The organism is Silvibacterium acidisoli, from assembly GCA_022870745.1.
Classification (GTDB): domain Bacteria; phylum Acidobacteriota; class Terriglobia; order Terriglobales; family Acidobacteriaceae; genus Silvibacterium.
Genome location: CP085323.1, coordinates 374,814 through 400,840, shown reverse-complemented (window position 1 = coordinate 400,840; position 26,027 = coordinate 374,814). Strand labels below are relative to the sequence as shown.

The following is a 26,027-nucleotide window of genomic DNA, read 5'->3' as shown; positions in this document are numbered from 1 at the left end:
GCTAATCCAATGCATAGATCGTCAGGCCGCTCAATAGTTTGGGGAAGAAATCGGTCGACTTCTGCGGCATCACCTCACCCGCAAAAGCGGTTTCACGCAGCTGATCGAGGGTCACCGGATTCATCAGGAATGCTACGTCGGAGGTCCCAGCGGCGACTTGCTCGATGGCTTCCGCGGCTTCGCGCACATAGGTAAGGTGCGTCTGGTTGAGAATGTCCGCCGGCGAAATGCCCAGCAGCCGGCCGAGAACAATCTCATGCAGGCGGGAAACATCGAGCCGCTGCTGCCGGTCGGGTGTGCCGTTCATCGCGCTTGCCATCACTTCTGGCTTCGCTTTCAAAAGGGAACAGCCTTCGCGAGTAACGCAGACAAATGCCGTTTGCGGACGCAGAGAAGCCAGCCGTGCTGTCAACACCGTCGCATCTTCCTGCGGAAGTGTCTCGACCTCGAAAAACTCGGCGGCTTTCTTCAGGAAGTCTGTCGCCTTGAAATCAGCCAGTCCCGAGACAACGCGGTGCGTCGGCAGGATCACCAGGCCGTCGGAGTCCATATTCACGAAGGTCATCATTACGGCTGCTTCGGGATAGGCCGGCTGCGGAGCCGTGTATGAGTTGCGTTCGACCGCTTCTACTGGCGTCTTCGGCGCGTGGTCTTTTGCGTATAGCAGCGCCGTTTCGTAGCGATGATGTCCATCGGCGATGATCAGTTTTTTGTCGTCGAGGGCGGTGGTGAGCATATTGATGGTTCCGGCATCGTTCACCCGCCATACAAGGTGCTGTACTCCGTAGTCGTCCGTCACCTCGATGTCGGGCGCGGCCTCACCCTCGAAGAGCAGGCTCTCCGCGGTTCTTCCGGGATCGGAGTAGAGCATGAAAATCTGCCCGAAATGCGCGCGCGTCGCCTCGAGCAGCCTGCGGCGGTCGTCCTTGGGTTTGGCAAGCGTCTGTTCGTGGCGGAAGACGATCTTCTCGCTGTAATCGGAGAGCTGGCCAAGTGCGATAAATCCACGCCGCTCTACCTGCTCGTTCGTGCCGGGAACGGTAAAGCGCTGCGCGTAGCCGAAGACACAGGGCTCGGCCTCCTGCATCAGGATGCCCTTGTCGCGCCATTCGCGAAAGCTTGCCGCCGCCCTGGTGTAGACATTGTCCTGCTCGGAGTCGAAGAGTTCGGGCAGGCCGAGAATGACGCGGATCAGGTTGTAGGGGCTGCGCTGGTAGTACGCCTGCTGCATCGCGGGAGAGACCTTATCGTAGGGCTGGGTCACCACCTTGTCGACGCGGACGATCGACGGGTTATAGCGGAGAGCGCGAAATGGGTAGATTTGAGCCATGCAGGGGAAGCAGTCTATACCTGAACTTCAATCTTGACCGATTGTAAATCAGTCGTTTGCGATGGTTCGCTGGCCGTGCGGCCCGATCCGGGAACGCAGTCTCGATTGCGGACAGCAACAGTTTTCGTCAACGCTTTCATCCCTTTGCTCACTCTGTTTCGATGCAATAAAAGAGACAAGTCAGAGACACACGGGCATGCTAGGATGCTCGACACCGGCACTGGAATCCGCCCGGAGGTCTGTGCGCGCCCAGCAAGAACGGAGAAGCCCCGGTCGGAATGCGAGAGTTGAGGAAACATGAGGGCGTCTTCAAACGCGTATCACGACGCGAGGCCAACGGATGGACTTCGGGTGCGGAAGCTGGCCCGGACTGTTCGTTTCGCCTGCAGGATTTTATTGCTGCTTTCAATCGCGGCGGGCACACGTTTGGCTCACGCCCAGGAAGACCCCCTGAATAACGTTCATGTACAGCCAAAACCGCCTGAGCCGAGCAAGGAAGCCCCTGCGCTCGAGGGTCCGGCCGCGCTGAGAGCCCGGGCGGGCGAGCGTATCCGCGTGAATGTGAACCTGGTGCTGGTTCCGCTGACTGTCACCGATACCATGGACCGCCTTGTCACCGGCCTGGAGAAGGAAAACTTCTTCATCTATGAGAACAACCGGCTGCAGCTGCTCAAATCGTTCTCGACCGAAGATGCACCGGTATCGATCGGCATTATCTTTGACCTGAGCGGCAGCATGAACAACAAGGTGCTGCGCGCCCGCGACTCCATCCTCGAATTCATGAAGACTTCGAATCCGCAGGATGAATTCTTCGTCATCGGTTTCAACGACCGCCCCGAGCTGATCGAGGACTTTACCTCGGCGCCCGAGCAGATTGAATCGCGTCTCCAGATGGTGAAAGCGGAGCACCGAACCGCCCTGCTCGACGCTATCTATTTCGGCCTGAGTAAGATGAAGGAGGCGAAATTTGAACGGCGCGCGCTGCTCGTTGTTTCTGACGGAGGCGACAATCGCAGCCGCTACACTGAAGGCGAGGTAAGGTCGCTGGTGAAGGAAGCGGGAACGCAGATTTACTCCATCGGCATCTTTGACCCTTACGCAGCCACGACCGAGGAGCGGATGGGGCCATTGCTGTTGAACGACATCAGTGAAGACACGGGCGGCAGGCTCTTCCGCGTGGACAACGTGGATGAGATGGGAGACATCGCTGCCAAGATCAGCTCCGAGCTGCGCAACGAATATGTGCTGGGTTACAAGCCGGACGATGACAAACGCGACGGCAAGTGGCGTAAATTGAAAGTGAGACTGGTGCCCCCGGCTGGCTTGCCGCCGCTCACCGTTCATGCACGTGCCGGATACTATGCCCCTTTGCAATAGCCGCCCGCTCCGGGTACTCATTTTTGGTCTTCTGGTATCGACCGCGCTGGCTCAGAGCGTTCCGCCTTCTGAGCCTACGTCGCCTGCTGCTCGCGCGCTTGCCGGGCTGCCTCCGCTGCCTGCCCAGTCGACCAGTGCCAAGCCCGCTCCCAAACCGGAAACGCAGCAGCCGCTCGACGTGGACCGCGATCCGGTGGTTTCGCCCGATACCGCTGACAACGCCCCAATGAATCAGAAACAGGAGGAGGCGGAGGCGGCAGGGCAATCCAGTGCCCAGCCCGGCGAAGTGGGGCGCAACGATAAAGGCGTCTTCACGCTGACTCGCAACGTCGATGAAGTGATTCTGAATGTGACCGTCCTTGATTCGGAAGGGCACCTGGTCAACGATCTGAAGAAGGAAGACGTGAAGATCTGGGAGGATAATGTTCCGCAGACGATCGCTTCATTCCAGCACCAGGATATCCCCGTCTCGATCGGCATTCTTGTAGACAACTCCGGCTCGATGCGCGATAAACGCTCGGCCGTGAACGCTGCGGCGCTCGACATGGTCAAAGCCTCGAACCCGCAGGATGAGTCGTTCATCGTGAACTTTTCCGACGAAGCGTTCATCGATCAGGACTTCACCGCCGACCTGGGCAAGCTTCGCGAAGGGCTTTCGCATATCGATTCGAAAGGTGGCACGGCGATGTATGACGCTGTCGTCGCCTCGGCCGACCAGCTTTCGAAGTACGCCAAACGCCCGAAGCAGGCGCTTCTCATCATTACCGATGGCGAAGACAATGCTTCAACCTTCAATCTGGAGCAGACCATCCGCCGCATCCAGGCGCTGCAGGGTCCGGTGGTCTATTCCATCGGCCTGCTCTTCGGGGACGAAAGCGGCAGGGAATCGAAGCGCGCGCGCCGGGCTCTGAAGCTGCTATCGGACGAAACCGGGGGGCTTGCTTTCTTTCCGAAGTCGCTGGCTGAAGTCGATGAGATCGCTACCGAGGTCGCACATGATATCCGCAACCAGTACACCATCGGTTATCACTCGACCAAGCCGCCGGAGGTTCCTGGGTTTCGAAGCATTCGCGTCGAAGCTCATGGCGCCCATGGCAAGCTGACTGTTCGCACACGAAGCGGCTATTACTCGAAGGCATCGGCGGGCAACGACACCCAGAAGAAGTGAGTCTGATGCCGGGTCTCGCGACTGGCATCAGGCAAGGCTTTAAATAAGGGCGCTCGAAAGTGAACCCGGCAGAGCTGCTGAGGCTTCGACGTCTGTTACCCGCTGGGTCGGGGTGAGGACGACCCGGTTGCGCCCCTGGTGTTTTGCCGCATAGAGGGCGCGATCCGCAAGCCGCAACAGCTGCTCGAGGGTATCGGCGTTGTCGGGATAAACCGCGACACCGGCCGAAATTGTAATCTCGCGGAGCGACTGGGCACGGAAGCGCAAACGCACCTCGCCGACCATCTGGCGAATCCGGTCAGCCCGCTCCACCGCTTCCTGTCCGTTCACCTCGGGCAGGATCACGACAAACTCTTCGCCGCCGTAGCGGCAAACGATGTCTTCGGTGCGGACCGTCAGGCGCAGTGTCTCCGCCACCTCGCGCAGAACCGTATCGCCGGCCTCGTGCCCGTAGGTGTCATTGAACTGCTTGAAGTGGTCCACGTCGAGCATAAGTACGGCCAGCGGTTTCTGCTGGCGCTCGGCGCGGCGCATTTCGCGGTCGAGCGCGATTTCCATGAAATGCCGATTGAAGAGGCCGGTCAGTCCATCGCGGATCGACTGGTGCTCGAGCTTCATACGCAGGTTAAGGCCGGCGATGGCGATGGCGGCGAGCGTCACCAGCTGCTGCAGCGTGGGCAGGTTGGCGTCCACCATTGCCGCGAGGCCAGTTGAGGCACATTCCACCATGACGATGCCTAGAGTCTCGCCGTGGGCCGAAAGCGGCAGGCAAAGGTAGTTCTCCGGAGCGGCTCCGGAGAAATGCGAGCAATGTACCTCGGAGTAGCCCGACTTGCGCCAGCGCATCATGCCAGAGCGCAGTCCGCAGCAGGCGTCCAGCGCGAAGCCATCGAGCAGGTTGGTCGGGCGATTCCAGACTGAGGAAATCTCAAGGGACTGCCGTGAGTGATTGATCAGGCACATGGCGCCGCTGGTTCCGGGCAGCAGCTGCTCAAGGTAGCGTGTCGATACGTTCCATGCCTGAACCGAATTGACGCAGAGCTGGAGCTCATCGCGAGCGGAGGTGATCAGTTCCGACTCACGCGCCTGGCGCTCGAGGGCGCGCACCGATCCGGCCAGTTTTTCATTGGCTTCAAATATCTGTCCCTCGTCCCGCCGGCGGCGAAATGCGTCGCGAATGAGGAAACCGAACAGGACGATGACGACCAGCATGGAGAGCGCCGTAAAGGCGATGCTCAGCAGGATATTGCGGCTGGCATTGACCTTGGAATCGTCGGTTCGCTGGGTAAGCAGCTCGCGTTCGAGCGTCTGCATCAGGCTGAGTGTCTCTCGGCAGGCCAGGGCAGTCTGTGCCGGAGGGTCGTCCTGTGGAGAGAGATGCGCCAGCGTGTGCATCAGGCGCTCGCTGTACTGGACCAGGTTGCGCGTATTTGAGGCTTGCTGGGGATTATCCGCCAGGAGCTGTTGCAGATGCAGGGCCGTCGCGTGCAGGGCCACGCTGTTCGTCTGGGCTGCCTGCAGATTGTTGTCGTCCTGGGTGAGGTGGAAGAGGCGAACGGCCGGCTCGATACGATCGAGGCGCTGCTGCTCGATCTGGATATTCGAGATGACCGTCTCTGAATGCTCAAGCCAGTCGCGGGACTGATCGAGCTTGACGGCTGCATCGTAGTGCATCCAGCCTGCGGCACATACGCATATCGTTACGCCGATCGCCGAGAGCGCGAGGAGAAGCGGGGTCCGATTTTGCTTCGGAGCGGTATTGGGTACGATCGGAGACACGGCGCGTTAGAACTGCCTCGTCACAAATTGATTTTGGTCAAGAATTTCTAAAAGATTACCTATTTTTCGCCTTATAACCAACAAGTAAATCCCTACCGGATTGTAACGACTTTCATAGGATTGAAAAGACCGGGCCAGGACGCCTTCCTGCTACACTGGGGTGTTTTTGCCATGAATGAATCTCAAACAATCCTTCAGTCCGGCAGCCTGCGTGTTGCCGAAGAGATGAGCGAGTTGATTGGCTACACCCCGATGCTCCGGCTAGGCCGGATTGCCGGGGCGGATGCCGCCGCGCTCTACGCCAAACTCGAATTCCTCAACCCGGGCGGCAGCGTCAAAGACCGCGCCGCGATGGGGATGATTCTCGAGGCAGAGAAACAGGGCAGGCTCGGCCCTGGTTCCACCATTGTCGAAGCAACCGCCGGAAATACGGGGGTCGGATTGGCGCTTGTGGGCGTCAATCGTGGATACAAGGTCAAGCTCTTCGTTCCGGAGGGCTTTGCAGAGGAAAAGTGCATCCTCATGCGCGGCTTCGGCGCTACCGTCGAGCGCACCCCGGAGGCCGAAGGGATGAAGGGGGCCATTCGTCGCGCGCAGGAGTTCGCTGCTAACGATCCGAAGGCTTTTGCCGCTCTCCAGTTTGAAAATCAGGCCAATCCTCAATTTCATCATGACACCACGGCCGCCGAGCTGTGGCAGCAGATGCAAGGGCGCGTGGATGCCTTCGTAGCCGGTGTCGGCACGGGAGGTACTTTCTCCGGCATCGCCCGCTATCTTAAGGAGCATCGACCGGAAACCTGGACGGTTGCGGTTGAAACCGAAGGATCGGTCCTGCAAGGCGGTGCTCCCGGTCCCCATCGCGTGGAGGGCATCGGAGCATCGTTCGTTCCGGCGACCTTCAACCGCACCGTCACGGACGAGATCATCCAGGTGACCGATGCCGATGCTTTTGCCATGGTGCGCCGTCTGGCCGCCGAAGAGGGCGTACTGGCAGGTTCAAGCTCGGGAGCGGTCCTGCATGCGGCGGTGGCTGTCGCAAAGCGTCTCGGCCCCGGCAAACGCGTGGCCACGATCGTGGCCGATTCAGCCGAACGCTATCTTTCGAAGAAGATCTTCGAAGGCTGATTCATCCTCACATATCAACTAATCGAAACCGGATCCAGGAAGAAGCGAATCATCATGAGCGAACAAAAGCACGGCTTTGCCACACGAGCCATCCACGACGGCCAGGCCCCCGATCCGCAGACAGGTGCCGTGAACGTACCTCTCTATCTCTCCTCGACCTACGCGCAGGAGGAGATTGGGCGCCACAAGGGCTACGAGTACTCACGCGTCTCCAACCCGACCCGCGATGCCCTCGAGACAAATCTGGCTTCGCTCGAAGGCGGCGCCAGCGGACATGTCTTCGCCAGCGGTATGGCGGCAATCATGGCGATGATCACCATGTTCAAGTCGGGCGATCACGTCATCTGCGGAGCAAATGTCTACGGCGGCACGCCCCGGCTCTTCAACCAGATCGTTACCCGCTACGGCATCGAGTTCGACTACGTGGACACCTCCGATCCGGAAAATGTTCGCCGTGCCATTCGCCCCACGACAAAGCTTGTGCATATCGAGACGCCTACCAATCCGCTGATGACGCTGACCGACATCCGCGCGGTTGCCGATATCTGTCATGACAAAGGCGTGGAACTGGCGGTGGACAACACCTTCATGTCCCCGTATTTTCAGCGGCCAATCGAGCTGGGTGCGGACATCGTGATGCACTCGACGACCAAGTACCTGAATGGGCATAGCGACGGACTGGGCGGCGTGCTGATCGGCACCAAGCCGGAGCACAAAGAAAATTTTGCCTTCGTGCAGAAGTGCACCGGAGGGATTCTTTCTCCATTTGAATGCTGGATGATTCTGCGCGGTGTGAAGACGCTTGCCGTACGCATGAAGCAGCATGACGAAAGCGGACGGCGCGTGGCCGAATTCCTCGCCGGACATAAGAAGGTCGCGAAGGTCTTCTATCCCGGTCTGCCCAGCCATCCAGGACACGAGTTGGCCCAAAAGCAGATGACCGGCTTCGGTGGCATGATCTCGTTCGAAACAGGCTCGCTCGAGAACGCCAACAAGTTACTGACCAGCGTTAAGGTCTGCACGCTTGGCGAATCGCTCGGCGGCGTCGAGACTCTGATCTCGCATCCAGCGACGATGACCCACGCAGCGATCGGAGCAGAGGCGCGCGCTCAACTGGGCATCACCGATGGCCTGGTGCGCATTTCAGTAGGTATCGAGGAGGTTGAAGACCTTCTTTATGATCTCGAGCAAGCCCTTAACTCGATCTAAGTGCAACGTAAGGCATGTGGGCCTACGCGATATGCGGAGGCCGCATTCCTTGCCGCATCGCAGAACTTGCCTGATCCGGTGCCGCTGCTGTTAAATGTCTTCGCGGACGGCGTCTTCCCTTGCCGGTAACAGCTCCCGGGCACGACTCTGCATCTCTCTTCGCGCTGGTGTTTGGCGCAAAGCTGGTGATCTATGCGCATAGTCGGGGATCTTCGTCGTTGCCTCCTTAGCATTGCCTTCCTCGCCGCTCTGATGGCCTGCGGAGCGACCTCCCAGGCATGGGACGGCCAGGGCGCCATGCAGACCGCGTCGGCCGAATCGGTCTCCCAGCCGGACTTCATTCTCTTTCTCTCTTCCACAACGGCAAACATTGTGGCTGGCAGCTCGCAGAGCATTACGTTCACCGCGCTGCCGCTGAACGGCTTCAGCGGCAGCGTCGCGCTCTCCCTCTCAGGTCTTCCCGCCGGGCTAACCGCCTCGCCTGCCGCGCTCACACTCATTGCAGGAACGCCACAGGCGATCTCCTTCAATGCTGGCGCCGGCATAACGCCTGAAACCGCGAGGATTGCTGTGAAGGGCTCCTCCGGCACCCTCGTTCACACGGTACTGCTGACGTTGGTTCTAAGCGCCGGTGCTGCCACGTCCCAACCGGACTTTGCTCTCGGCATTTCGCCCGCGACCGCCGCTCTTGCAGCAGGCGGCACTTCGCAGTCGATCAATTTAAGCGCTACCGGCAACAGCCAGTTCAGCGGCACCGTTCATGTGGCGATCTATGGATTGCCGGCAGGGGTGACTGCCAGCCCTGCCAGCCTGACACTGGCCTCGGGAAAGCCACAGGCAATCCAGTTTGCGGCCTCCGCGAGCGCGGCTGCAGGAAAAGTGACGGTACTCTTCTACGCGAGCCAAGGCTCGCTGAACCACGCCGTTACGGCAGCGCTGACAATCAGCCATCCGCCTCCCCCCGCGACGGTCGATGTCACGACCTACCACTACGACAGGGCCCGCGATGGATGGAATGCTTTGGAGACAACGCTCACTCCTTCGAACGTGACTCCCTCGACCTTCGGAAAGCTGCGCGTCCTTGTGATGGATGGCAAGGCAGATGCCGCGCCGCTCTATCTCTCTGCCGTGACCGTCAATGGGCAATCGCATAACGTGGTGTATGCGGCCTCTGAGCACGACAGCGTCTACGCCTTCGACGCGGATACGGGTGCCCAGCTCTGGAAGGTTTCTGTACTGGCCTCGGGAGAGACCCCCAGCGACTCGCACTCTTGCGGCACGATCTCACCCGAGATCGGCATCACGGCTACACCGGTCATCGATCGTCACTACGGCGCGAATGGCGCGATCTTCCTGGTTGCCATGACCAAGGATGCAAGCGGCAACTATCATCAACGCCTGCACGCGCTCGACGTCACCACCGGGGCTGAGCTGAGTGGAAGCCCGTCGGAGATACAGGCAACCTATCCCGGTACCGGCGTATTTTCAGTGAACGGAGTGCAGACCTTCGCGCCCGGCCAGTATGACGAACGCGTGAGCCTGCTGCTCATGAACGGCATCATCTACCTGGGCTGGGCCTCGCACTGTGACATCGAGCCGTACACTGGCTGGCTGATGGCCTACAGCGAGCTGACACTGAAGCAGATATCAGTGCTGAACCTGACGCCCAACAGTGGCGTCTCCGGATTCGGTGGAGGCGAAGGCTCGATCTGGATGTCGGGCGCCGGGTTCACGGGCGACGCCGACGGAAACCTGTACTTCCTCGATGCCAATGGAAGTTTTGACGCCACGCTCGACGCCAACGGCTTCCCGATACACCAGGACTACGGCAACGCCTTCCTGAAGGTATCGACTGTCAAAGGCAAGCTCGCAGTGAGCGACTACTTCAACCCGTCAAATACCGTAACCGAGTCGAACGAGGATAAGGATCTTGGATCCGGTGGAGTCCTCATGTTGCCCGCGATGACGGATGCTTCGGGAAAGAGCTATAAGCTTGCGGTCGGCGCCGGAAAAGACGCCAACATGTATATCGTCGACACCAGCAACATGGGCAAGTTCGACGCATCGGGAAACCATATCTATCAACAGTTGACCGGGGCACTCCCCACCGGAGTGTACGCCAGCCCCGCCTACTTCAACGGAACGATCTACTACGGCTCGAACGGCGATGTGATGAAAGCCTTCGAGGTCGTGAGCGCGAAGGTGCAGGTGGCGGCAAGCAGCCAGACTGCGGAAACCTTTGCCTATCCCGGCACCTCACCGAGCGTGAGTTCGAACGGCACGCAGAACGGCATTGTGTGGGCGGTAGAAAATCGTGTGCACGTTGGCGGCGTCCTTCATGCGTACGCTGCGACCGACCTGTCAGAAGAACTCTATGACAGCAGCCAGACAGGTGGCCGTGACAACTTTACCGACAACAAGTTCGTCACGCCGGTAGTGGCCAACGGCAAGGTCTTTATCGGCATACAGAACGGCGTGGTGGTCTTCGGCCTGCTGCAATAACTTTACCCTTGCACTTCTACAGGAAAGCGCACTATAGTCCCCTGTAGAAGTGAAAGGGAAGCGTGGCTGATTCGAAAACAGACCCGAAACTCGAGCTGCCGCAAGGTACGCTCGATCTACTTATCCTGAAAACACTGACACTTGAGCCGCTGCATGGCTGGGGTATCTCCGAGCGCCTGCAGCAGATCTCTCGCGAGGCGCTTCAGGTGCAGCAGGGCTCGCTCTATCCTGCATTGCACCGGCTGGAGCGGCGCGGCTGGATCAAGGCCACGTGGTCGACCAGCGAGAACAATCGCCGTGCCAAGTACTACGAGCTGACGAAGCAAGGGCAGAAGCAGCTTGCCGCCGAGACAGAAGCCTGGCGCAGGCTGACCGCCGCTGTCGGCCACGTGTTGGACATGGCATAAGTAACAATCAGGGGAACAAATATGCTCAGCGATCTGCGTTATCGCCTTCGTTCGTTGTTTCTACGCAGCCATGTTGAAGCCGAGCTCGATGAAGAGCTCCAGGCTCATCTCGAACACGAGACGGAGAAGTATATTCGCGCTGGAATGTCGCCAGAAGAAGCGAAACGCAAGGCAAGAATCGCCTTCGGCGGCCCGGAACAGATCCGGCAGCAGGTGCGCGACAATCGCGGCACGCGGTTGCTAGAAAATTTCCTGCAGGACCTGCGCTACGGAACCCGCTCGTTGTTACGCAATCGTGGCTTCGCCATCGTTGTCGTCATGACGCTGGCGCTGGGCATCGCCGCATGCACGGCGGTCTTCAGCCTGATGGATGTGGTGCTGTATCCGAAGCTGCCGTATACGAACCCTGACAGGCTTGTTTATCTCTTCACTCCGAATTCGCTTTTTGAGAGCGTCCCACCGGATGCGATTCCGCCCTCGTTCTTTTTTGCCCAAGGTATTCAGAAAAGCAGTCGCTTGTACGCATCTTTTACAGAGTTCCAGCAGTTGTCGTTCAACCTGGAACGCAAAGGCTCTGTTGTTCCGGTTGAGGGAGCAACGGTCGATGCAAGTTTCTTTTCCACCCTTGGAGTAGCTCCGATTCTTGGGCGAGCGATTGGGCAACAAGACGATCAGGCTGGTAAACGGGATACCGCGGTGATCAGTTACGCGCTCTGGAAGCAGCAATTCGGTGGCGATCCCCATATCATCGGGCAGCAAATGACCCTGAAGGTCTATCGTCAGATGCCCGAGGCGCAGAACAGGGCGGCGAATAACAGCTATCGCATCATCGGAGTGATGCCGCAGGGCTTCCACTATCCGCATAAGCAGGAGCTGGACTACGGAGTCAGTGGAGCTGAAGCTACTGATGTATGGGTTCCTTTAGCGTTGACTCCAGCGCAGAGGATGAACGATGAGCCCGGAGACTCTTATTCACTGGCTCGTCTCAAAGACGGTGTTACGGTTCAGCAGGCGCAGGCAGAGATGAGCGCGATTGTGGCGCAGTTGAACAAGATTGAGCCACCGAGCGCAATGTTCCATGGAGGCTGGCGGGCTTATATCAAGCCTTTTCGCCAAACACTTGTCGGCGATGCACGCCCATTGCTGCGCCTGCTGATGGGCGCGGTGGGTTTTGTACTTTTGATTGCCTGCGGCAATGCGTCCAGCCTGCTGTTGGCGCGCAATGCGAGTCGCACCCATGAGTTGGGTGTGCGAGCAACTCTCGGCGCAGGGCGCGCCCGGCTGATCCAGCAGATGCTGACTGACGCTCTGCTGCTGAGTTTGACAGCCGGGGCTGTCAGCACTGCGCTCGCGTGGCTCTTTCTGAAAATGCTTTTGCGGCTTGATCCGGGAAACGTTCCGCGTCTGCAACAGGTTTCGATGAACCCGCATGTGCTCCTCTTCACGCTGTCGGTAACGCTGCTTACGAGTGTCGCCACCGGCATTCTGCCTGCGCTCTCTTCGTCTCGTGGCGATCTGGTTGAATTTCTAAAGTCGGGCGGCAATAAAGGAGTTGTACGCGGCAATAACCGTCTTCGCGGCGTGCTCATTGCAGGAGAAGTAGCGCTTGTGGTCATGCTGCTGTCCGGAGCCAGCCTGCTTATCCGGAGCTTCCTCAAGGTCGAAGCTGTGCCGACGGGCTTCTCGACGGCGACGCTTTCGATGAAGGTCGATCTGCCCCCGGCGTATGCCACCGCCGCGCAGCATCGCGGTCTTTTTCCGCGCCTTCTCGATGACATTCGCGCAATTCCTGGCGTGCAGGCCGCAGGCGCGATTACAAACTTGCCTCTTAGTCATGATGAGAGCATTACGACGTTGTGGGTGCAGGACTATGCAAACGAAAAAGGACAGACGGTGGAAGCTGCTTCGCTGACTGCCGGATATTTTGGCGCTATGGGGACCCCGATGCTTGCCGGACGCGAATTCAGATTGAATGAAGGAAATGTAGTTATCGTCAACGAAGCATTCGTTCGTAAATATTTTGCTGGAAAGAATGCTATCGGCAAATGGATTGCCAACGGCACGCCCGATAACCGCAACAGTAACAAGCGGGTGATTATCGGCGTGGTTGCCGACGTTCGCCATTCCAGCCTGGAAGAACCTCCTCCACCAACACTTTATGACTGCCTGCAGGATCCAGACCGAGCTTATCTGGCCATTCGATCGAGCGTACCCCCTGCGGAAGTTGTACCCGCAGTGCGAGCAGCTCTCAATAAGCTCGACCCGACGCTCACGCTTGCAGACATACACACGATGAATGATCGCGTGTCCGAGGCGTTGGCGCTGCGCCGCTTCCAGACCGTTCTGCTTGGCGCCTTCTCCGTGATGGCCCTGGCGCTGGCGCTTGTCGGGCTATACGGGCTGCTGGCCTACACGGTGCGGCAGCGAGAGCAGGAGATCGGCATTCGACTTGCCATTGGAGCCTCGCGTGGCAATGTGCTTTCGCTCATCGTCAGTCAGGGGGTACGGCTGGTCTTCGCAGGTTTGCTGCTGGGGATAGCCGGAGCGTTCGCCCTTCAGCACCTGATTCGGAGCTTCCTGTTTGGAGTAAATGCAACCGATCCGGTTACATTTCTGCTTGTGCCAGTGCTTTTGTTGCTGACGGCGCTGGGTGCGTGCGTGATACCGGGATGGCGGGCTGCGAATGTCGATCCGGCGGACTCGCTTCGTTATGAGTGATCGGCGTTCCGTCTTGCAGTCCCACCCATGACGTTGAGACTGTCATGGATGGGGCACCCGCGTTCGAAGTGACCAAGAAGAAAGGGCCGCCGATTCTGAGAATCGGCGGCCCTTTTGTAATGATTACGGTTACTGATGCGGACGCTGTTCCTTTGCTACAGGACTTGCAACGGCAGCCAGCACCTCGGGCGTTTCTTCCTTCAACTCCGGCAGCGGAGATTCGAGCGCCAGCTTCAACACTTCGTCCATCGAGTCGACGAAGTTCAGCTTCATCGCGCTCTTCAGGATCTCCGGCAGGTCGGCCAGGTCTTTCTGGTTATCGGCCGGCAGGATCGCTTCGAAGATGCCGGCGCGGTGCGCTGCCAGCAGCTTCTCCTTGAGTCCACCGATCGGCAGAACCTTGCCGCGCAGCGTGATTTCTCCCGTCATGGCAATATCGCGGCGAACAGGAACCTTGGCCAGCGCGCTGGCCAGAGCGGTTGCCAGGGTGATGCCCGCTGACGGTCCATCCTTGGGAATCGCGCCCTCAGGCACGTGGATGTGAATGTCGAGGTTGCGATAGAAGTCACGCGGCAGGCCGAGATGCTGTGCACGGCTGCGGATGTAGGAGAGAGCGGCCTGAGCCGACTCCTGCATCACATCGCCCAGCTGACCGGTCGTAGTGAGCTTGCCTTTACCGTCGAGCACCTGCACTTCGGTCTGCAGGATGCTGCCGCCGACCTCGGTCCAGGCCAGGCCGTTGACCAGGCCGACTTCGTTCTTCTCGTGCACTGCGGAATCACGGAACTTGGCGACGCCGAGGAACTCGGAGACGTTCTCTCCCGTGACAGCGTCCTTGTGCTTCACGCCGTTTTTCACTACGCGGCGCGCCACCTTGCGGCAAATGTTGCCCAGCTCGCGCTCCAGGTTACGCACGCCTGCTTCTCGCGTGTAGGAGCGAATGACTTCGCGAATCGCGTCATCGGTAAAGCTGATGTTCTTCTCGCTCAAACCGGTGCCTTCGATCTGTTTCTTCACCAGGTACTGCTTGGCAATCTCGAGCTTTTCGACCTCGGTATAACCGTGCAGGCGAAGAATTTCCATACGGTCCTGCAGCGGTCCGGGAATCGTATGCAGCACGTTGGCCGTCGCGACGAAGAGCACCTGCGACAGGTCATACTCCACATCGAGATAGTGATCCTGGAAGCTCGTGTTCTGTTCGGGATCGAGCACTTCGAGGAGTGCCGACGCCGGATCGCCACGGAAGTCCGAAGCCATCTTGTCGATTTCGTCGAGCATGAAGACCGGGTTCTTGGTGCCGGCCTTCTTCATCGACTGGATGATCTGGCCCGGCAGCGCTCCGATGTAGGTACGGCGATGGCCACGAATCTCGGCCTCATCGCGCACACCGCCAAGCGACATGCGAACGAACTTGCGCCCTGTGGCCTTAGCGATCGACATGCCGAGTGACGTCTTGCCCACGCCTGGAGGTCCGACAAAGCAGAGGATCGATCCCTTCGGATTCTTCACCAGCTGACGCACGGCGAGGAATTCGAGAATGCGCTCCTTGATCTTTTCAAGCCCGTAGTGATCTTCATCGAGCACCTTCTCAGCGTGATCGATGCTGCGCGTTTCCTTGGACTTCTTCTTCCATGGCACCGCCAGCAGCCAGTCGAGATAGTTGCGCGATACGGTGGACTCGGCGGACATCGGCGGCATGGCTTCGAGCTTCTTCAGCTCCTGGATGGCCTTATCGAAGACATCCTTGGGCATGCCCGCGCTTTCGATCTTCTTCTTCAGCTCGTCGAACTCGCTCTTTTCACCGCGGCCCAGTTCCTTCTGAATCGCCTTGATCTTTTCGTTGAGGTAGTACTCTTTCTGGGCGCGCTCCATCTGTCGCTTTACGCGCGACTGGACGCTGCGATCCATGTTGAGTTTTTCGATCTCAACATCCAGCACCTCGGAGATCATGTTGAGGCGCTCAGCAGGATCGAACACATCGAGAATCATCTGCTTCTCGGCGATCTCAAGCTGCAGGTTAGCGGCGATGGTGTCGGCCAGCTTGGCGGGCTCGTCGGTGCGGACCGCTGCAATCATCGTCTCGTAGTTCAGCGATTGCTGCAGCTTCACATACTGCTCGAACAGGGAAGTGACGCGCTGGACGAGATTCTCGATCTGCGGCGTGATTTCAAACTCGGTCTTCGGAGTGGTCGTAACGGTGACGACGAAGAAACCGTCCGAGTCATTCATTTCAACAGCTCGGGCGCGTTCCAGGCCCTCGACCAGCACCTTGATGTTGCCATCCGGCATTTTTACGCTTTGCACGATGTTGCCGATGGTGCCGACCGGGTAAATGTCCTCGGCGGATGGCTCATCCATGCGCGCGTCATGCTGCGTCGCCAGAAAAATCTTGCGGTCGCCGTTCAGCGCCTCTTCCAGAGCGCGCACGCTCGACTCGCGGCCGACGACGAAGGGCGTCATCATGTGCGGAAAGATGACCATGTCCCGGATGGGCATCATGGGCAGCTTGCGCTGGTTATTCTTGTCGCGGCTTTCTTTGGATTGGGTCACAGACTCCCTCTCTCTCTACAAACAAACTTCCGTAGTCAGTCTTATCCCTGTTAGATGAACTTTAACGCATTCCGTCACAATCTGGCGGGTACTTAGGTCAATTACCGGCATCCATGCAACAAAAGAAGGCGAGCATCGCGGCCCGCCTTCGTTCCAATTCCAATCTGTATGCTCTCGTTATCCGGCCTTTTCCAGCATTCTGAGTGAGAGATCGCGGTTTTTAACCATCTCCGCCGTAATCTCCATCTCTTTAACTTTCTTGTTGCTCGGCAGGTGATACATCAGGTCGAGCATTAACTCTTCCAGAATCATACGCAAGCCGCGAGCACCCACCTTCCGTGCCAGCGCTTCCTGGGCGATTGCACGCGTAGCTTCTTCGCTGAAGACGATCTTTACGCCTTCATACTCGAAGAGCTTCTGGTACTGCTTCAGAATGGCATTGCGCGGCTTGGTCAGGATTTCGATCAGCGCGGCTTCGTCCAGTTCATCGAGAATACCGATGACAGGCAGACGGCCGACAAATTCGGGAATCAGGCCAAACTTGATCAGATCCTGCGGTTCGGCCCGCCGAAGCAGCTCTGAGTCACGCTGCGGACCGTGCTGGATCGCACCATCCTGGTTGTCCTTGTCGCTGAGGGCCTTGAAGCCGAGCGCCTTTTTGCCTACGCGACGCCCCACCACCCGCTCCAGGCCTACAAAAGCGCCCCCGCAGATGAAGAGGATATTTGTCGTGTCGACCGGGGTAAATTCCTGGTGCGGATGCTTGCGTCCCCCTTGCGGGGGAACGTTGGCCACGGTGCCTTCGAGAATCTTCAGCAATGCCTGCTGTACGCCTTCACCGGAGACGTCGCGGGTGATGGAAGGGTTCTCGTCCTTGCGGCCGATCTTGTCGATTTCATCAATGTAGATAATGCCGGTCTGTGCGCGTGCAACATCTCCATCGGCTGCCTGCAGCAGCTTGAGAATGATGTTCTCTACGTCTTCACCGACGTATCCTGCTTCGGTGAGCGTGGTGGCATCGACGATCGCAAAGGGAACGTCGAGCATCTTCGCGAGGGTGTGCGCCAGCAGCGTCTTACCGCTTCCGGTGGGGCCAACGAGAAGGATGTTGGACTTGGCCAGCTCTACGTCGTTGCCGCGCGTCCGGTTCATCTGGATACGCTTGTAGTGGTTGTAGACGGCTACAGCAAGCTTCTTCTTCGTCTGGTCCTGCCCGATGACATATTCATCGAGGAATGCCTTCACCTCGAGAGGTTTGGGCAGATGGGTCGGGGCGGCACCCTGCGGTGTTTCGCCCCGGTCATCTTCAAGGATGGAATTGCAGACGGCGACACACTCGTCGCAAATATATGCGCGAGGATAATCGCTGGGCGAAGAGATAAGCTTCGCTACAGCATCCTGCGACTTATGACAGAACGAGCACCGCAGTGTTTCATCCGACCCCGTGCGCGTTTTCATCTGCAATCCTCCTGCTGTTGCTCAACGGTTGTATTGCCGGCCTCTATTTAAGTGCGGGGACGGTCAATGATTTCATCGATGATGCCATATTCCTTGGCCTGCGGAGCGTTCATGATGAAGTCGCGCTCCACATCCCTTTCGATACGCTCAAGGGACTGGCCAGTGTGCTTGGACATCAGGGTATTGGTGATTTCGCGGATGCGCAGGATTTCGCGTGCGTGAATGTCGATATCCGTAGCCTGACCCGACAGTCCGCCCATCGACGGCTGGTGAATCAGGATGCGTGAGTTCGGCAGCGCGAAACGCTTGCCTGCCGTGCCGGACATGAGCAGGAAAGCACCCATGCTTGCGGCCTGACCGATGCAGTAGGTCACCACGTCGTTCTTGATGAACTGCATCGTGTCATAGATGGCAAGGCCGGCCGTGATCGAGCCGCCCGGCGAATTGATGTAAAGCTGAATGTCCTTTTCCGGATCCTCCCCGGAGAGGAAGAGCATCTGCGCGATGACCAGGTTTGCAATCTGATCGTCGATGGGCGTTCCGAGAAAGATGATGTTGTCGCGAAGCAGACGGGAGTAAATGTCGTAGGCGCGTTCTCCGCGACTCGTCTGCTCAACCACCATGGGTACCAGTGCCATGTATCCTTACTCTCAATCCCTGAAGCCTTAAGCTTCGTCAACAGCGTGAAGGTTCAGCCGAAGAGTATGCTCTCCGGCCAGGCAACTCCTTAAGCAAGCCGCTCGTAAAGCACGTTTCCGGTTTTCTCTCTGCGGAGTTGTTCCCGAATTCTAGCCAGTGCCCCATCCTGCGTCAAACGATCGCGCAAGGCATCCAGCGGCTCACGCGTCTGCAGGGAGATAAGCTGCAATTCCTGCTCAAGCTCTTCGTCGCTGATCTCCGTCTTCTCGGCTTCGCTGATCTTATCGAGGATCAGGCCGGCCTTGACTTCGGATACAGCAGCGTCGCGCTGTGCCTCGCGCAGACGGGCGAAGTCGAGCTTGCGCATGTCTTCCGTACGCATGCCCTGCGAAGCCAGTGCGCGCAGTCCGCGATCGAGACGAGCATCGACCTGGTTCTGCACCAGCGCTTCAGGAACAGGGAACTGGAAGCGTTCGACCAGTGCAGTCGTCAGCTTGTCGCGCGTCTCTGCCTGCAGGCGGCGCTGCTTGTCGTTGGCGAGGTGTTCGCGCAGCTTTGTCTTGAAGTCTTCGAGACCCTCATAGTTGCCAAGCTCCTTGGCAAACTCGTCATTCAGCTCCGGCTGGATCTTCTTCTTGATCCCTTTCACTTCAACATCGTAAGAAACCGTCTTGCCAGCCAGGCGGGGCTCGCCGAACTCGGCAGGGTAGCTGGCTTCGAACTTGAGTTCCTGTCCGGCCTTGGTGCCGCGCAGTGCCTCGTTGAAGGCGGGCAGTGTGTTGGCGCCGCCGACTTCAATCATGACGTCCTCGCCCTCAATCGGCTGATTGCCGGGCTGGCCCGTCGTTTCTTCACCCTGGATGTTGCCGCGGAAGGTGATCTGGGCGAAGTCGCCATCGACGAGCTCGCGCTCTTCGGCAACCGGCTCCATAGTGGAGCGCGAATCGCGCACGCGGTCCATCTCGGTGTTGAACTCTTCGTCGGTCAGGGAGGTGTCCGGCTTCTCGACCTTCACATCCTGATAGCCATCGATCGCGAACTCAGGCAGAACTTCAAAGATAGCCTTGAACTTGAGCGGCTTGCCTTCTTCGAGCTGGAGATCGGTAACCTGGGGCTGCGAGATCGGCTGCAGCTTCTGTGCGTCGATAGCGGTGCGGAAGTGGCTGGGCAGCACAGCTTCGACAACATCCTGGCGAAGCCCTTCAGCAAAGCGCGAACGGATCAGGGTCTCAGGAACTTTACCGGCGCGGAAGCCGGGGATGCGCGCCTGCTTCTGATACTTCTTAACGGTGGAGCGGAAGGCGCGCTCGACTTCGTCGGCCGGTACTTCGACTTCCACTTCGCGGGTGAGATCGGGGTTAAGGGTAGGGCCATGCGAGTGACCGGCGTGATCATGATCGTGGTGATGATGTTCGTGATCGTGCGCAGCGGTCTCGGCAGTTTCCTGGTTCGTCGTTTCGACAGTCTCTGTTGAGCTCAACGTAATGCCTTCCAAAATGTGCTCGTCCCGTGCTTTCCGGTCCATTGCCCGGGTTCAGCGAACGCACCGGGGACGTTCTATCTATGGTACGGAGCTTCTCAGGGAAGAGCAAACCGCGTGCGGCGTGGAAAACTGCGCTTTTAAGAAACCCGGTGGGGTGGGTCAGTATCACCCATCGGTAACCCTAGGTAACTTTAGATATTCCAAAGTAACACCGAATTGGAGTAAGCTGCAAAAAGTTGTTTTAAGTTGTGCTAAAATTTTCTGTTTTTGGTTAAAGTTTCTATTGTTGTGTAACTAAAAGAGTTTTACGCTCAGATGGTGGAAAGCATTCCGTGCCTGACGGAGACTCCGATGAATATCCCTGTTCGCTGTCCGCTCTGGTTTCGTCGCGAAGTCTTCGTTGACGCCCGGCAGCCCACCGCCGTCCTTCGACTAGTTCCCGCCCGACTGCACGATGCCATCAGGTGACAAATCTAATACCTGTTGCGGCAATGTATTTCTACCTGACTAATATCGGGGATACTGCGCACCTCGCCGACATGGGGAGAGATCCTTACTAAGGAGAGATCTTTGGAGCGGAGCCTTTGCGAGCAGATATCTGTTTACGCCCTAGCGATTTTGAGCGCAAAAATCCGCGCGGCCGCCGTGACCGGTAGCCAGTTCGCCAATCTAAATTTCCGGGCCCACGAAGCATGGCGCCTCGCGCGTCAAAATTCACCGTTCGCAGTATTGCTGTGCGGTAACCGATAACTTTCTAACTACTTAAACGGAGAAACCGATGAAAACCATTTTTCATAACGTCGTATTTGCTTCCACCCTTGCCTTTCTTTCGACTGCCAGCCTGCATGCAGCGGTGACCGGCAGCGATCCAATGCCGAAGTCCAAGGGCGGCCTGACAACAATTTCGCGTGCAGTGACGGGCAGCGACCCAATGCCGAAGTCGAAGGGTGGTCTGACAACGATTGCAGCAGTAACGGGTAGCGATCCAATGCCGAAGTCGAAGGGCGGTCTGACGACGAATACGCACGCGGTGACAGGTAGCGATCCAATGCCGAAGTCCAAGGGTGGTCTGACGACGATCGCAGCGGTGACGGGTAGCGATCCGATGCCGAAGTCGAAGGGTGGCCTGACGACGATTGCAGCGGTAACGGGCAGCGACCCAATGCCGAAGTCGAAGGGTGGTCTGACGACGATTGCAGCGGTAACGGGTAGCGATCCGATGCCGAAGTCGAAAGGTGGCCTGACGACGATCGCAGCGGTGACGGGTAGCGATCCGATGCCGAAGTCGAAAGGTGGCCTGACGACGATCGCAGCGGTAACGGGTAGCGACCCAATGCCGAAGTCCAAGGGTGGCCTGACGACGATTGCAGCGGTAACGGGCAGCGATCCGATGCCAAAATCGAAGGGTGGCCTGACTGTTTCAGCGTAATGTACCTGATCGCCTCCTGTTCACCAGAACGGCGATACAGGCAGTGCCTGACGTGAGGGAAGTAAAGAATCGCAGCAAAGCTCGGAATGAACTCCTTGAAAACAATGAGGGGTAAAATGGGGCCTCATGGAATCGAGCACGCTAAGCCGGCTATTGTGGTACGCAGGTTTCATTGAAACCTGCGTGCTGACGCTGGTTCTTTTAGGAAGAGGCCGTTGGAGAAAGTTTCCTGTTTTCTCGGCCTTGATGGGTTTTAACGTTCTCCGCAGCGCGGTTCTCTTCACCCTTATCAAGACGGGCCTTGATGCTGTCTACCCAGGTGTGTACTGGTCGGCTGCGTGCATCGACCTGGTGTTGCAGGTGACGCTGGTCTTCGAAATGGCACGCATCGTCCTGAAACCCACCGGTACGTGGGTGCGGGACGCTCGGAAGTCCTTTCTTTTGTGGGGAGCGGTTGGTGCCCTGATAGCTGTCGGGCTTTCCTTCGCAGTAAGTCCTGAGACGCCAACCACCTTTGTTAGTTGGCTAACAAAGGGGCGGTTGTTCGCTACCTTGCTGATGTGCGAGCTTTTTGCGTCCATGGCCTTCGCATCTTCGCGTCTGGGGCTGGTCTGGCGCAATCATGTCATGGGTTTGGGGCAGGGTTTTACGGTCTGGGCGCTGGTAGTTCTCTGCACCGACGCTATCCATAGTTACTATGGTCCTACAACTTTGGTGGGTAGACTCGAGTTTGCCCGAGTTATTATCTTCCAGGCAGCAACAATTTATTGGATCATTACGTTCTGGATTCCCGAACCGGAATCTCGTACACTGTCTGACGACATGCAAGAGTATCTGGCGGCGCTTCATCGCCGGGTGTCAGTGGACTTACGTAGCACCAGTCATTTTGATTCGCTGAGTTGAGGGTAAAACGTGGTCTTTTCGGCAATCATCGTATTTGCGGCAGTTATTGCAGCCTCACTGATCTACGCACACGTGAAGGCTCGGCGGCTTCGTTCCGGAAGCTGGGACGATCTGGTCGCTTCTATTGAACCGGTGCATGCCAAGGCGCTTGAAATCGTCGCCCTGGACTACATGCATCCTGCGGGAAATCAGCTCAAGCTCGAGCCGGACGAAATGTGGACCCTGGTAGGCGGTGTCGACGGTCTGAAGCGCATGCGTCGCAACGCTGACCGCATGATCCTGCTGGCGGCTTACGTCCAGCGCTGGAACTTCGACCAGGCGATCATCGTCGCGGAGCGCATCCGTCACGATTCGAACCTGCTGAAGCGCGCCCTGTTCCGCATCCAGATCGATCTTTATCTCAAGCGCAGCGGCCTGCGGACGCCTTTTCACATCCACCAGGCGGCATCTTCCTACTACCTGCTTTCGAAGCGGTTGTTAGCCCTGTACGAAACCAGCCAGTACGTGCTCTATCCAAAACTGGCCGCGGCGGTCGCTTAACCCCATCCGCACAGCCTAAAAGCAAAACCGGGACTCAGGTCCCGGTTTTGCTTTTTGATTTCTTTCTCTCTCCCATGTTGTCATCGCACTACGTTCGGAATAACAATTTCCAACCGGGATAACAGCCAGCTAAAACAGCCCTGCCTCGGTCTCTTCCGCCATGTAGTCGACGACCGCGTTGAGGTCGCCCCCGGTTTCGTCGAAGACGCGCAGTTGCCGGTCGGCTCCTGTCCCCATCTCCAGAATTTTTTTGACGTATTCGATCGACGAGCGCGACTCCAGCGAATCGACGACCTCTTCCACGAAGTCGAGATACTCAAGAATCAGCTCTCGCTCGGGCACTTCGGTTGATTTGCCGAAGTCGATCAGCTTGCCGTCGAGTCCATAGCGTACAGCGCGCCACTTGTTTTCCATGATGAGGGCGCGGGAGTACTGCCTCCAGTCCTGGTTGCGCTCGTGCAGCAGGTACATCTTGGCGGCCGTCGCCTGGATCAGCGCTGCGATAGCCAGCGTCTCCTCGGCGCGCAGCGGAATATCGCAGATGCGCACCTCGACGGTGTTGAAGAAAGGATGCGGGCGGATATCCCACCAGATCTTCTTGGCATTGTCGAGACAGTTTGTCTTGATGAGCAGGGCCACGAAGCTTTCAAACTCCGCGTAGCTTGAAAAGCTGTCGGGAATGTTCGTACGCGGGAATTTGTCGAAGACCTTTGCGCGGTAGCTTTTGAGGCCCGTCTTCATGCCGCGCCAGAACGGGGAGTTGGTCGAGAGCGCAAGAATGTGCGGCAGAAAGTAGCGCATCGAGTTCATGATGCGCATGGCTGCTTCGCGGTCTTCGACGCCCACGTGTACGTGCAGGCCGAAGATCAGGTTGGCTCGCGCCACGAGCTGGAGATCTTCGACGACCTGCGCGTAGCGGGGATCAGGGTAGATCTCCTGCGCGCGCCAGTCGGCAAACGGGTGGGTGGCCCCAGCAACCAGTCGCAGATTGTTTTCGCGTGCGAGGTGAATCATCTGGCGGCGTAGGTCGAAGAGGTCTTCGCGCGCTTCGCCGATGGTGCGGCAGACGCGCGTCCCGACCTCGACGACCGATTGGTGCATCTCGGCCTTGACGCGCTCTTCGAGCTTCAGCTTGCCCTTCGACAGCATCTCCGTTGAAACGTGCGAACGAAGATCGCGGGTTACCGGATCGATGGTCTGGTATTCCTCTTCAATGCCGATGGTGAAAGATGGCCGCATTGTCCCGCCGTTCCGCGCACGCGTGGGGCAACAATGCGCCGGTTCAGTTTTCAGTCTCGCCCGATTCTACCTTTTTCTCTGCCTTGGGCTTGACTGGTTTCTTTGCGGACTTCTTCGGAGCCTTCTTCTTTTCAGGAGTTTCCTGCGAAGCATGCAGCAGCGCCTCGGCATGGAGAGCGATTGGAGCGGGCGCGGCCTTGGCTTTCTTGATCGCCAGCTTTGCCACCTCTTCCACGATCCACTTGAAGCTTTCCTCGCCGACGGAGTGCAGATCCGCATCCGGAGCGGGATTCATGAAGTCGATCGCGTACGGTACGCCATTCTCTACGGCGAACTCGACGGTGTTCAGATCGTAGCCGAGGCCCTTGCAGAGCGTGATCGCGTCCTTTTCGACCCGCTTCAGCAGCTTCTTGTCGTATGCGGGAGGGTTCACCAGGTAGCGCTCATGGTGCGGACGGCGCGGATCGTAAGCCATGATGCGCACCTTCTGCTGGCCGACCACGTAGCAGCGGAAGTACTCGTTGAAGTCGACCGCGCTCTGGAGCATCATGCACAGCGTGTGGCTCTGATCGTAGGCGTGAAAAAACTCGTCACGGTTGTGGACATGGTGCACATCGCGCCAGCCGCCACCGTCAATTGGCTTAAGGAAAGCAGGGAAGCCGATGTATTCGAACAGGCCGTCCCAATCGAGCGGATATTCGAGGTTGCGCATGGAACGCTCGGTCGTTCCGGCAGGCAGCTGTTTGTGCGGCAGGATCGCGGTGCGCGGAACGGCCACGCCCAGCTTCTCCGCCAGTGCATAGTTGAAGAATTTGTCGTCGGCCGACCACCAGAAAGGATTGTTGATGATTGCGGTTCCGTGCAGAGCGGCATGCTTCAGGAACGCCCGATAGAACGGGATATCGTGCGAGATCCGGTCGACGATAACGGCATACTCCGACGGCTTGTCCAGGCGGACGGCGCCTGTATGTATGAACTCGGCAGTTATGCCATTAAGGTTCTGGGAGTTGATGTGGTCAACCAATGCACCAGGAAAGGTGTTTTCCATGCCAAACAGAACGCCAATCTTCTTCACGCTGTTTCCTTTTCGGGGGGAGAAGTAGTTACAGCAAGACCGCACCCGGCGTTCGGGTCAATTTCACCTTAGCCCAGCATGGTGCGGTGTTGCAAAAAGAAAGCTGTGAGCCTCTGACGTTGGATGCGTCTATTGGCGCCAGAAGGAGTGCAATCCAAAGCAGATAAGTAGCAGCAGGAAGAACATACCGCCGGTCGCCAGCAGGCGGCGGCTTACGAAGGTCGACTTTGGCGCGCCGATCTTTGGCACCATGGGCAGCCCGAGGGCGAGTCCGCTCAGAAATCCGCCCAGGTGAGCCATGTTGTCGATCTGAATGCTGGTGTGTCCGAAGGCCGTGTAGAGGCCGATGGCGAAGTTGAGAATGGCAAACTGGATCACGCTGCCGCGCAGCCGTTTCAATTCGACCTTGGGCAGCGGCAGCAGCGGCGACTTCAGCAGGATGATCAGCACCCCGGCCAGCCCGAAGACCGCGCCGGAAGCGCCCGCGCCGACGATGCCGTCTCCATTTATCCCTGGATGCACGGCGACACTGAGAATATTTCCCGCGAGGCCAGTGAGCAGGTAAGTAGCGAAGACGCCGAACGGCCCGAGGAGCGGCTCACCAAGCAGGCCGAGGTTCCAAAGGCACCACATGTTAGTAGCCAGATGGATGATGCCGACATGAACGAACATGGCGGAGATCAGGCGCCACCATTGATCGCCCAGCAGGACGTAAGGGCCGAAGTTCGCCCCGAAATCCACCAGTTGTCGTGAGGTGGGTGAAAGGATCGATACGCCGCTGAGCAGCATCAGCAGGAACACGACACAGTTGATGCCGACAAGGATGTAGGTCGCGGGAGCAAAGGCCCAGGTGTTGCGGCGGCGCGGACGCGACGGCTGTGGCGCATAGCCGGGCTGGGGCTGCTGAGGCGGATAGTACGCCTGCTCGTACGGTCTCTCGTTCGGCCCACGTGGATCATCGGGCGGCAGAATCTCCGGCTGTACCTGTCCGGAGCGGAAACCTTCTCCGTTCGCCCCGTCTTCCCTGCGGTAAGGGCCGTCCTGCTGCCAGCTTGCGTCCATTCTTCTAGGCTATCCTTGCGTGCGAAGCCTGACA

The 26,027-nt window shown here is 58.2% G+C and carries 19 protein-coding genes; 10 read left to right on the top strand and 9 right to left on the bottom strand.

Going from position 1 to position 26,027, the window contains the following annotated elements; all coding sequences use genetic code 11:
* Position 1: 1 nt before the first annotated feature.
* Positions 2 to 1,330: a DUF1015 domain-containing protein gene (locus LJD29_RS01635; protein WP_446744011.1), complete on the bottom strand. Its 1,329-nt coding sequence runs from the start codon at positions 1,328 to 1,330 to the stop codon at positions 2 to 4.
* A 396-nt stretch (positions 1,331 to 1,726) separates the two neighbouring features.
* On the opposite strand from LJD29_RS01635, the gene LJD29_RS01630 reads away from it, so the two are divergent.
* Both LJD29_RS01630 and LJD29_RS01625 read left to right on the top strand, forming a co-directional pair.
* Positions 1,727 to 2,707: a VWA domain-containing protein gene (locus LJD29_RS01630; protein WP_446744010.1), complete on the top strand. Its 981-nt coding sequence runs from the start codon at positions 1,727 to 1,729 to the stop codon at positions 2,705 to 2,707.
* Positions 2,691 to 3,875, top strand: a complete 1,185-nt coding sequence (locus tag LJD29_RS01625) for a VWA domain-containing protein (protein WP_446744009.1) — start codon at positions 2,691 to 2,693, stop codon at positions 3,873 to 3,875. Before LJD29_RS01630 ends, LJD29_RS01625 begins: the two co-directional genes overlap by 17 nt.
* A gap of 39 nt (positions 3,876 to 3,914) precedes the next feature.
* Here the strand turns inward: LJD29_RS01625 and LJD29_RS01620 are convergent, their stop codons facing one another.
* Complete coding sequence (locus tag LJD29_RS01620; RefSeq protein WP_446744008.1) at positions 3,915 to 5,654, bottom strand: sensor domain-containing diguanylate cyclase; 1,740 nt, start codon at positions 5,652 to 5,654, stop codon at positions 3,915 to 3,917.
* A 171-nt stretch (positions 5,655 to 5,825) separates the two neighbouring features.
* Between LJD29_RS01620 and cysK the strand changes: the two genes are divergently transcribed.
* The 5 genes from cysK to LJD29_RS01595 all read left to right on the top strand — a co-directional run bounded on the left by cysK (position 5,826) and on the right by LJD29_RS01595 (position 13,615).
* Positions 5,826 to 6,779 (top strand): cysteine synthase A, encoded by a 954-nt coding sequence (gene cysK, locus LJD29_RS01615; RefSeq protein ID WP_446744007.1) that lies wholly within the window; start codon positions 5,826 to 5,828, stop codon positions 6,777 to 6,779.
* A 54-nt stretch (positions 6,780 to 6,833) separates the two neighbouring features.
* Positions 6,834 to 7,988, top strand: coding sequence for a trans-sulfuration enzyme family protein (locus LJD29_RS01610; RefSeq protein WP_446744006.1), 1,155 nt, complete (start codon positions 6,834 to 6,836; stop codon positions 7,986 to 7,988).
* A 192-nt stretch (positions 7,989 to 8,180) separates the two neighbouring features.
* Complete coding sequence (locus LJD29_RS01605; protein WP_446744005.1) at positions 8,181 to 10,490, top strand: PQQ-binding-like beta-propeller repeat protein; 2,310 nt, start codon at positions 8,181 to 8,183, stop codon at positions 10,488 to 10,490.
* A gap of 62 nt (positions 10,491 to 10,552) precedes the next feature.
* Positions 10,553 to 10,897 carry a PadR family transcriptional regulator gene (locus tag LJD29_RS01600; RefSeq protein WP_446744004.1) on the top strand — a complete coding sequence of 115 codons (345 nt, stop codon included), beginning with the start codon at positions 10,553 to 10,555 and terminating at the stop codon, positions 10,895 to 10,897.
* A gap of 21 nt (positions 10,898 to 10,918) precedes the next feature.
* Positions 10,919 to 13,615, top strand: a complete 2,697-nt coding sequence (locus LJD29_RS01595) for an ABC transporter permease (RefSeq protein WP_446744003.1) — start codon at positions 10,919 to 10,921, stop codon at positions 13,613 to 13,615.
* A gap of 129 nt (positions 13,616 to 13,744) precedes the next feature.
* On the opposite strand, the gene lon is transcribed toward LJD29_RS01595, so the two are convergent.
* From lon to tig, 4 genes are all read right to left on the bottom strand, one after another.
* Positions 13,745 to 16,165: an endopeptidase La gene (gene lon, locus LJD29_RS01590; protein WP_446744002.1), complete on the bottom strand. Its 2,421-nt coding sequence runs from the start codon at positions 16,163 to 16,165 to the stop codon at positions 13,745 to 13,747.
* A 177-nt stretch (positions 16,166 to 16,342) separates the two neighbouring features.
* Entirely contained in the window at positions 16,343 to 17,623 is a 1,281-nt protein-coding gene (gene clpX, locus LJD29_RS01585; protein WP_446744001.1) for an ATP-dependent Clp protease ATP-binding subunit ClpX, read from the bottom strand.
* 47 nt (positions 17,624 to 17,670) lie between these two features.
* Positions 17,671 to 18,261, bottom strand: coding sequence for an ATP-dependent Clp endopeptidase proteolytic subunit ClpP (gene clpP / locus LJD29_RS01580; protein ID WP_446744000.1), 591 nt, complete (start codon positions 18,259 to 18,261; stop codon positions 17,671 to 17,673).
* Between the two features lie 89 nt (positions 18,262 to 18,350).
* Complete coding sequence (gene tig / locus LJD29_RS01575; protein WP_446743999.1) at positions 18,351 to 19,742, bottom strand: trigger factor; 1,392 nt, start codon at positions 19,740 to 19,742, stop codon at positions 18,351 to 18,353.
* 781 nt (positions 19,743 to 20,523) lie between these two features.
* Between tig and LJD29_RS01570 the strand changes: the two genes are divergently transcribed.
* The 3 genes from LJD29_RS01570 (at position 20,524) to LJD29_RS01560 (ending at position 22,617) form a co-directional block, all read left to right on the top strand.
* A complete protein-coding gene (locus LJD29_RS01570; protein WP_446743998.1) occupies positions 20,524 to 21,174 on the top strand; it encodes a hypothetical protein in 651 nt (216 codons plus the stop codon).
* Positions 21,175 to 21,300: 126 nt separating this feature from the next.
* Positions 21,301 to 22,077 (top strand): hypothetical protein, encoded by a 777-nt coding sequence (locus LJD29_RS01565; protein ID WP_446743997.1) that lies wholly within the window; start codon positions 21,301 to 21,303, stop codon positions 22,075 to 22,077.
* 9 nt (positions 22,078 to 22,086) lie between these two features.
* Complete coding sequence (locus tag LJD29_RS01560; protein ID WP_446743996.1) at positions 22,087 to 22,617, top strand: hypothetical protein; 531 nt, start codon at positions 22,087 to 22,089, stop codon at positions 22,615 to 22,617.
* 129 nt (positions 22,618 to 22,746) lie between these two features.
* Here LJD29_RS01560 and LJD29_RS01555 read toward each other — a convergent pair whose 3' ends face one another.
* From LJD29_RS01555 to LJD29_RS01545, 3 genes are all read right to left on the bottom strand, one after another.
* On the bottom strand, positions 22,747 to 23,856 hold the full coding sequence (locus LJD29_RS01555; protein WP_446743995.1) for a carboxylate-amine ligase: 1,110 nt from the start codon (positions 23,854 to 23,856) through the stop codon (positions 22,747 to 22,749).
* A 43-nt stretch (positions 23,857 to 23,899) separates the two neighbouring features.
* Positions 23,900 to 24,931 carry an ATP-grasp domain-containing protein gene (locus tag LJD29_RS01550; protein ID WP_446743994.1) on the bottom strand — a complete coding sequence of 344 codons (1,032 nt, stop codon included), beginning with the start codon at positions 24,929 to 24,931 and terminating at the stop codon, positions 23,900 to 23,902.
* Positions 24,932 to 25,060: 129 nt separating this feature from the next.
* Entirely contained in the window at positions 25,061 to 25,993 is a 933-nt protein-coding gene (locus LJD29_RS01545; RefSeq protein WP_446743993.1) for a rhomboid family intramembrane serine protease, read from the bottom strand.
* Positions 25,994 to 26,027 lie beyond the last annotated feature (34 nt).